Source organism: Vibrio sp. 10N.247.310.24, from assembly GCF_041467175.1.
GTDB classification, from domain to species: domain Bacteria; phylum Pseudomonadota; class Gammaproteobacteria; order Enterobacterales; family Vibrionaceae; genus Vibrio; species Vibrio tasmaniensis_A.
Window position 1 is genome coordinate 1 of sequence record NZ_JBFSUD010000128.1, and the last position, 7,923, is coordinate 7,923.

Annotated in this window: 6 protein-coding genes and 6 pseudogenes; 8 read left to right on the forward strand and 4 right to left on the reverse strand. The window is 41.4% G+C overall.

The features are described from left to right. Positions 1-53: 53 nt before the first annotated feature. Positions 54-690 (reverse strand): annotated as a pseudogene (locus AB6E08_RS22035) (transposase); the annotation flags it as partial. An 18-nt stretch (positions 691-708) separates the two neighbouring features. Here AB6E08_RS22035 and AB6E08_RS22040 point away from each other — a divergent pair. The 3 genes and pseudogenes from AB6E08_RS22040 to AB6E08_RS22050 form a co-directional block, all read left to right on the forward strand. Continuing rightward, a pseudogene (locus AB6E08_RS22040) lies at positions 709-1,096 on the forward strand (transposase); the annotation flags it as partial. A gap of 240 nt (positions 1,097-1,336) precedes the next feature. After that, complete coding sequence (locus tag AB6E08_RS22045) at positions 1,337-1,927, forward strand: chromosome partitioning protein ParA (protein ID WP_372064851.1); 591 nt, start codon at positions 1,337-1,339, stop codon at positions 1,925-1,927. A 117-nt stretch (positions 1,928-2,044) separates the two neighbouring features. Beyond that, positions 2,045-2,122 (forward strand): annotated as a pseudogene (locus AB6E08_RS22050) (cytidine deaminase); the annotation flags it as partial. Between the two features lie 599 nt (positions 2,123-2,721). On the opposite strand, the pseudogene AB6E08_RS22055 reads toward AB6E08_RS22050, so the two are convergent. Further along, positions 2,722-2,903: pseudogene (locus AB6E08_RS22055) on the reverse strand (transposase); the annotation flags it as partial. A 58-nt stretch (positions 2,904-2,961) separates the two neighbouring features. Here AB6E08_RS22055 and AB6E08_RS22060 point away from each other — a divergent pair. Further along, positions 2,962-3,519, forward strand: a complete 558-nt coding sequence (locus AB6E08_RS22060; protein WP_372160276.1) for a DUF6678 family protein — start codon at positions 2,962-2,964, stop codon at positions 3,517-3,519. A 15-nt stretch (positions 3,520-3,534) separates the two neighbouring features. Next, the gene (locus tag AB6E08_RS22065) at positions 3,535-4,074 is read left to right on the forward strand and encodes a hypothetical protein (RefSeq protein WP_372064857.1); all 540 of its coding nucleotides are present in this window, start codon (positions 3,535-3,537) and stop codon (positions 4,072-4,074) included. A gap of 2 nt (positions 4,075-4,076) precedes the next feature. On the opposite strand, the pseudogene AB6E08_RS22070 reads toward AB6E08_RS22065, so the two are convergent. Together AB6E08_RS22070 and AB6E08_RS22075 are read right to left on the reverse strand one after the other, a co-directional pair. After that, positions 4,077-4,367 (reverse strand): annotated as a pseudogene (locus AB6E08_RS22070) (transposase); the annotation flags it as partial. Positions 4,368-4,952: 585 nt separating this feature from the next. Further along, positions 4,953-5,976 (reverse strand): annotated as a pseudogene (locus tag AB6E08_RS22075) (IS110 family transposase). Positions 5,977-6,067: 91 nt separating this feature from the next. Here AB6E08_RS22075 and AB6E08_RS22080 point away from each other — a divergent pair. From AB6E08_RS22080 to AB6E08_RS22090, 3 genes are all read left to right on the forward strand, one after another. Next, positions 6,068-6,502, forward strand: a complete 435-nt coding sequence (locus AB6E08_RS22080) for a hypothetical protein (RefSeq protein ID WP_193836163.1) — start codon at positions 6,068-6,070, stop codon at positions 6,500-6,502. A gap of 118 nt (positions 6,503-6,620) precedes the next feature. Beyond that, a complete protein-coding gene (locus AB6E08_RS22085; RefSeq protein ID WP_193836164.1) occupies positions 6,621-7,316 on the forward strand; it encodes a hypothetical protein in 696 nt (231 codons plus the stop codon). A 113-nt stretch (positions 7,317-7,429) separates the two neighbouring features. Further along, positions 7,430-7,876, forward strand: a complete 447-nt coding sequence (locus AB6E08_RS22090) for a hypothetical protein (protein ID WP_102503319.1) — start codon at positions 7,430-7,432, stop codon at positions 7,874-7,876. Positions 7,877-7,923: the final 47 nt, after the last annotated feature.

A 7,923-nucleotide genomic window follows, 5' to 3' on the forward strand; every position in this document is an offset into this window, starting at 1 on the left:
CCTCTGCTTTAGAGATTGGACTCGATTGGTAAGTTAATTAATGGAATTGGTATAATATCGCCACACCAAACACGATTCGGAGTACTGACAGAAAACTCACGCTTCAGTAGATTTGGAATATCTGGCCTTTCTACTTTTGCATGTCTATATCGATGCGAACCTTGAATCGTCCGGCTTTATGCCTTCTTCGCTCAGCATCGAGACAAGTACGGCTGCCAGCAGAGCCTCGACTCATGTTGAAGAGTTCTTTAATTTGGCTAGCTAGACGAATGCGACTGGCATCCGGCTTACGTTGCTTAAACTCGTAGTAACAAGACGAAGCTACGTTGAACAGTTCGCAAAGCATTTTGACCGATTCATGCTCCCTCAACTTGTCTATTAACGAGAACGTTCGAGTTCGTCCGACATTAAGAGAGCGGTGGCCTTTTTTAATATGGATTTTTCTCGTTCTAGCCGGTTAATCCGGGCTTCTAACTCTTGGATTTTCTTTTGCTCAGGCGTGAGGGCTTTAGCCGTTGGAGTCATCCCACCTCGCTCAACTTTGAGTTGGTCGACCCATCGCCGTAAAGCCGTTTCACCTACGCCCATAGAGTTAGCTGCTTCAGGTATGGAGTACCCTTGATCAAGAACCAAACTTGCAGTATCTAGTTTGAACTCAGTAGAAAATGTACGTCGTTGTCGTTTTGTCATTGAACACCTCATTTATGGTGGAGACTTTACCACCTAATTTGGTGTCCGGGATCATTAGACCACTACAGCACTCATGAGATCATTGCCGCCGAGCTAAGTTTATCGACGGTTACAGATGGAGAAGTACTCCCGAACTTACTGAAACAAACACGCCGAAGTATCCTTGAGGTGTCTGGTGATGGCGCTTACGACACGAGAGCGTGTCACGCTGCTATTAAGATTAAGGGAGCCATTGCGCTTATTCCCCCAAGAAAAGGGGCAGCCTTCTGGGAGCGTGGTCACCCTCGAAATCTCGCCGTGGGTTGCCAGAAATTACAATGCCCAGGTGGGTGAAACTTACGCGATGATAAAAGCGTTGAACAAGCTTACTGGGTTAGGTATGCCTGAAATTTGTCGTATTGACTAAGAAATACGCGAAACGGGGTGGCTCTATCTCTAAATTTAATTACGCAACAAAGCCTATACTGATTTTTGATTGCTTTTTGCTAATGACCGTAGGATCCAGCTAAACAGCGCACCGTTCCAAATCATTGATTTAATGCTTAACGTACAAAACCGTACCATTGTTATTACTCGGTATAACAAAACGCAATTGGTCTATCAACAAGCACACATGTAATATTCATAAAAAACATGGACTATTCATATGAAAAAGTTATTGCTATTTGCTCTGTTGTTTCTCGCTGGATGTAACCAGCAAAACACCACGCCTTCAGACCCAAATCACAATCAACACCATCAGAGTTTAAAAAAAACGCCGGCGCTCGCAGCAGAGCTTAAGTCTCAGCCTACAATTGATGACCAATTTACTCTGCTGTACCGAAAATTTGATTACACATTAGACAGAAGTGACTCCCTGACAGGTCGTGATGAAAATAAAGACGGAATACGCGATGATATAGAGGCATTTATCAATGCGTTAGAAGTGTCAGAACCCGTACGCAATGCATTGAAGCAAGATGCACTTCAAACTCAGAAAAACCTATATTACAATTGGAGTGAGAAGACTGAGGCTAATGTTGACAAAGCCATGGCGATAGGTGACGAATACGATAAAGTCATCGCTTGTAAAAAATTTGTCCGTATCCCCGTAAGAGATAGAACCAATACATCCAAAACAATCACAGCGCTGACCTACAACACTAAAGCTAGAACGGTGGCTTACCTTACTTACAATCATTTGCTAGATGGTTCAGTCAGCACATCGCTCCCTGCAGAGGAGCAATACTGTGAATAAACTAACAAGTGTCTTTTTGCTTTGCATGATATCCCCCGCCCATGCCTGTGCCGGTTCTTGTGATATTGAGGGTTACACTATAGGGTTCTTTAATGGTGTCGCTACGACGCTAAATCAGAAAATAAACTAGTATTCAAAACGATACGAGAATTAATGCCTCATCATTGGTCACTTGTTAATGGTAAGGCACTATAACAAATTGCTAAAGACTGACAGCCAACGCGCGGCATTTTTGGTTCCAAGTGGTTTTGTGGTTAAGGTACTTTGCTTTAGGTTAGGTGTTACGTTGGCCGCCACTTAGCAAGGCGTTACACGAACTCTAAGATCGCAGTTTTTTGGCTCAGTTCAGCGATTGAGCCGTTAGTTTTTTAGGTGTAAGGTAGGGTGAGTTTCCTTCTTCTTTGTTGCCTTTTAGTTTTCATTTCATCAGGTTCGGCATTGAACTATTATTGCCCTAAATTCAGGAGTTTCAGCAGCTAATTTACGCTTCAATTGTTATTTGGTTATGCCTCATTTTATCCTGTATCAGTGTTTTCTTCTTAGCATTTTCAATCCCAATTGTGGTAAGGATATTTGGTTTGTCAGCTTAAAACTTGCTGAAACCAGATCGTACAAATGGCGTAAGAAAAAGGGATTGTTTCGTTTCACAGTTATTGCCGTTGAAATGATATTTTGCTCGCTTAATTGAACCAGTCTAATTAAACTCAATTTACAGTAAATCTTGGCAAATCAATTCTTTATCAATTAAAGCGAAGCGTTGACAAAGATCGTGTAACAAAGCAATTAACACGATGTAGTTGGCGATTTCCAAGCAGTCTATCAACGCGTTTGATCGCATGTTTTACCGTGGTATTAGTTTCAAGTCTGAGCCGTCAAGTACACTTTTTGTAGCAAGCATCAGAGAACTAACGCGTTTTTTGTGAATGGAGGGGCATTGGTTTTGTATGGTTTGTTGTAGAACCTGAATGTCGCGCATTGTTAACCCACTTGTTCGAAATGTGTGTTCAGCGATATTCATTAGATCAAAGACGGCGATGCGCGTCTACCTCATTGTTTTTACGCCTGATTATGAGGGGGTTCGCAAGATTGCGGCGTTAGGTATACACATGAGTCTTCTGCCAATGGCTGATGCAGTGTCCGATGAACAGGACGTGAAAGAAGCTAAAAGGATCATTGCTGAAAAGCAATTTGTTGGTGCGGCCAACAACACAAAATGGAATGAACTCATCTCGGAAATGCGAGAACTCCCTAATCCGCCTTGCTACAGTACTAAGGTAGTTAATGGCTACATATCGGGCTGGGATAGCGAATGGTATTATCACTTACCATTTCCATTACTTTGCGTTGAGTGCATTGATATAGAATTAACTGAAAGTGTATTAACTTTGGTGCGCAAAATTGGCTTTGAGTTCGAAATAACCAAGTTAATAATCAGAGTTTGGGGTTACTTTTCAAAGTGTTACGAGAGTTTCGGTGAAGAGTATACCTCACAAGAATTTAAAGCGGGACTGCTAACAGTTTGCTCGGTTTCGCTTCGCTACATAATTTTAGCAAACTATTATCAGCCCCTTAAATGGGCGTTAGGGCTCTAGGAGTTTCAATCAATTATGAAGTATCTAAATATTCTCGTTTTATTATTTTTTATATCGGCATGTTCAGAAAAACCTGCGGATATGAACAATCAATTAAAATACGAAAAAGATGGGCTTTCATTTTCTTACCCTGCAAATTGGGAAGTCACTGAAGACTTCGTAAACGAAGATGTTAGATTTGTTTTTGTTGAGTCTCCTGGATACGCAATCATTAAAATAGAAGTATATCCAACAGATCAATCATTCGAACTTAAAGAGTTTGTTGAACTGGATATTGAAGCTCGCATTAAAGCAATCCCCAGTATATTAAACCTAGGTAGTGATAATGAAATAAAAGAAGCTAAGACATTTATCAATGGTACCGAGTTTAATGGCTTTAAATATGAATTTAATATCTCGGTTGTTAATATTGATGTACCTCATGTGTCAGAGTCTTATTCTTTTGCCTCGCTCGAGAAAGTAGCATATTTGACTAATCAGGTGGCAACAGAAGATTTAGAAAAAGTTACTGGTGGTTTCAAACAAGTTTTGTCTACGTTTAAAATAGAGCCCTAACAAGCTCTTCGTCCAATGGCTCCAGCAAATCTTTTTACGTGCAAAGGGTTAGCAATGACGTATGGAAGTTTTGCTTTGTCGCAGGCAAATATGAAAGGCATTTCCAATTGACCAGTCGCTTCGATAACCACGCGGCTAGGGCGGTGTTTAGCGATAGTTTTTACCGCTTCGTTGATGCCTTTTTCATTGTTGGGGACAGTGAAGTAAATATCGAGAGGACGGATGTAAATGTCTAATTGTGATTTGCCTGTATCAACGCCGACATTAATGTTTTGAAGTGTGTTTGTATTCATAATAAGCTAACTCTTGCTTGCAAATGCGGGCTCGAGACCCAGAAGACTATTCGAGTGTGGTGCTTGGGGTTCTATCTGGCGTTCGTACTTGTTATCGGTCTCTCGATAGAGGAACCAGCATTTAATCGAACTACCAGATAGAAGAACTTTAGTTGCAGCTAAAGTCTGGGTCTCACCTTACCCGATTGGAGCGCTTATTATCCATACAAGCATTTAAGAGTGACTCCCAACGCTTAGCATTTTTTATTCCATCGTTGGGTTTCATGCTTACGGTGGTATGGTTAGGCTTCGTGGTAGCGTTGCTCACACCTTAATGCGGCTACATGGATTCCCTCGGTTGTCAAACATCCGCTAAACTTATGTTGATGGGTTTTGGAGTGCCGCTCTACATTCGGTCTACTTATCGACGATTCGCATACGTCGTGGCCCTGATGACTTACGCGACTGCGGTGCCTTATTCGTTAGATGACATCTAGTGTGTCCGCCGCATTAACAGGCTCTCCGCAAGTGGTCTTAACCTATCTCCATCATTAGCGTCTGCAATGACCCGGTGGGTTTAACTCTTTATGCTGCTTAGTTTTTTACTTAAGCAGCATAGTTTTCGTATTCTGTTTGATTGTGTAAAAGCGACCATATAATTCGTGCGTTCTTCGCGGCAAGTGCCACTATCGCTCGGTTCATTCCTCTTCGTTCTAGAACGCCTCGAAACCACTGACTTAACTTATCTTGCTTGTCGCCAAGGTTGGCAATTACGGTCCTTGCGCCATGAACTAATAGTGTTCGTAAGTATTTATCGCCATGTTTGGTTATCCGACCTAAGCGTGGCTTTCCTCCCGTCGAATATTGTTTTGGTACGAATCCTAGCCAAGCAGAGAAATCACGGCTTTTATCAAATTGAGAGCCGTTACCTATCGAAGCGAGTATCGTTGTTGCAGTTTGCGGCCCAATTCCTCGAACCTTCATCACTCGCTGAACATTAGCGCTGACCTTAGCAAAAGAATCGAAAACTTGTTCAGTATCGGCAATACGCTGATTCAATTCACCAAGGTGGTGATAAGCATCGGCAATCACCGTTCTTGCGAGGTGTGGTAGTTCACTTTCTGCGTCTTCAAGCATTAAGGGAACGTGTTTCATTAATGAAGAGCGGCCAACAGGAATGATCAACCCGAATTCAGAGAGTAGGGCACGCATGCGATTCATAAGCGCGGTGCGTTCACGAACCCAATGCTCTCTCATTCTATGTACCGATAAGATAGCTTGTTGATCGGGGGGGTATGGGCACAAAGCGAGTAGATGGACGCTGAACAGCTTCGCAGATAGCTACTGCATCATTAAGGTCGTTCTTCCCTTTAGTTCGATAAGGAACCACGTATTTAACGGCCATGATACGGGCGTCGTGACCCAGTTTATTGAGTGTTCTTGCCCAATAATGTGCACCACCACACGCTTCAACGCCTATACGCATGAGTGGCATATTTGCTATTGTAGTCAGTAGTTTAGAGCGGGTTACTGACTTATGAAGTATGACGTTACCATTTTGGTCTACAGCATGAATACTGAAGTGGTTTTTAGCTAGGTCGATACCGTAGAAATAAGAATAATCAGACATGGTGCCTCCGATGCATTTAAGTACCACATAAGTGTGGCAGATCCTCGGTAGGGGGAATCCATGTCATTCGTTATAAAACAGTGAGGTACATTTGAGCAATATTAGCTGGATGAGTGATTTCTTCGATGTTCACGGAAACCAAATAAGTAAAATATTCAAAGCTGGCGGATGTAGAGAGTTATGGCTTCAAGGACAAATCTTTCTTTACCTTGAGCAGGAAGACTTGCAAACAAACGCAACGAAAAGTAAGTACGATTTGTATCAGGAAGGTGTTTTCGCATGTGAGGTAAAAGTACTAGGTGGCAACTTTCAATCAAAAGTTATGAATAGCTTGCGGGCTGACTTTGACAAATTGACATCAAAGGAAATACCGGAAGAAAAGTATGTCTTGCTCGTTCTCGACAAGCAAGAAGGAACGAGTACAAAACTGTATAGGTCTTTGAGCACTTTTTCTCACAAAGCAGGTCAGAAAGTGTTAGATAAGGACCTTGGTGCTTTCTCTGTAACTGCTTGGAAAGTTTTATAACAAATTACTTAAGCAGCCTGCTAATGCTCGGCATTTTCGTTTTTTGTTGAGTTCTGTGATTACAGTGGCTTTGCAGGAGTGCAGTGCAGGTTAGCAGCAGCCTAGTAAGGATTAGAAAATGCGCAAACTTTGTCGATGGTTGAACATCATAGCGAAACGATATGAAAAACTGATCACTATATTCTTTATCGGAGGGCTAAGCTTAGTCATCAGTGGAGCTCAGTTATGGGTTGCTAGCTCTCAAGTGGCTATGAATGAAACAACTGCAAGGTACAATTCTTATAAAACATATCCGCAAATTGAAGTTGTACGTCTAGCTGATGAAGCCGATACAGTTAAAATAATAAACCGAGCCGGTGAGTGGTTTGACCTTCAAAGTGAAGTCATGACTATACTTTATGCCCAAACAAGTTCTGACTCTGAGTTTAGAAAACAGTACTTCGTAGTCAAACCTATTAGGTCTGAATTCATGAAGTCCGAAATAAAAGATCAAAATACAACTTTAATTTCCAAATCTGAAAAGTCTTATCAACTTTGGGAAAAATATCAGTATGATTTTGCAGTTAAAAATTCTGATACGAACATGAGCACAGCTATTAACTTATCCACGTATGTCAGACTACGCTATAGAAACATATATGGAGATGTTTCAGAGCGATATTTTATGTTGGCAAAACCAACAATGTCGACAAGGGAGTCTACAAATTATAAAAAGATTTTTGATACCGCTTTTTTAGGCGAAAAATATCAAGTTGTTTACTACAACCAAGATGTGAATGAGGTGATCCAAAACTGGGTTGAACAAGGTAGGTAAAACCTACTAACAAGGCGCTCAACAGTGCCCCAGAACGCGTAGCATTTTTGCTTCGCAAAAGTTTATGCCAAGGTCTCGGGCACGTTAGCTTGGCGTTATACGTTTGAGGAAGTATGGATATTTTAGAACTGATTTTAGACCCTCAGGTCATCATGAGCTTATTGTTAGCTCTATTTTCACCATACCTAGGAAAGCTAGGAAAGCTTATTGTCAAAGGTTTTGCTAAAGCACCATTAACAATTAAAAAGTTTTGGCGCATTAGAAAATGGAAACGGATTCGAGCCTATTACTTGATATACAGTAATCCCCACGAAATTACATGGAACATAGCAAGAACGTATTTCTATCTGACTGTTTTCATTATGTGTATGCTTTTTTATGTGGTGTTCGTTAAGTTAGGGGCTTTCGGTGATATTGATGCGTTTCCTCAGGAGGTTCAACATCTAATCTTCTCACCTATTTACGCTTTTGAAGTGTTATGGATTAAACAGCGTAGCTTTACTCGCAGTTTAATTGAGCTAAAAAACAGGCGACGAAAAAAACGTATAGCAAGGCGCTGACGGATCCCCTCATAATTTCCCTAGTCCTGCGTTGTGTGTGAGCCTTT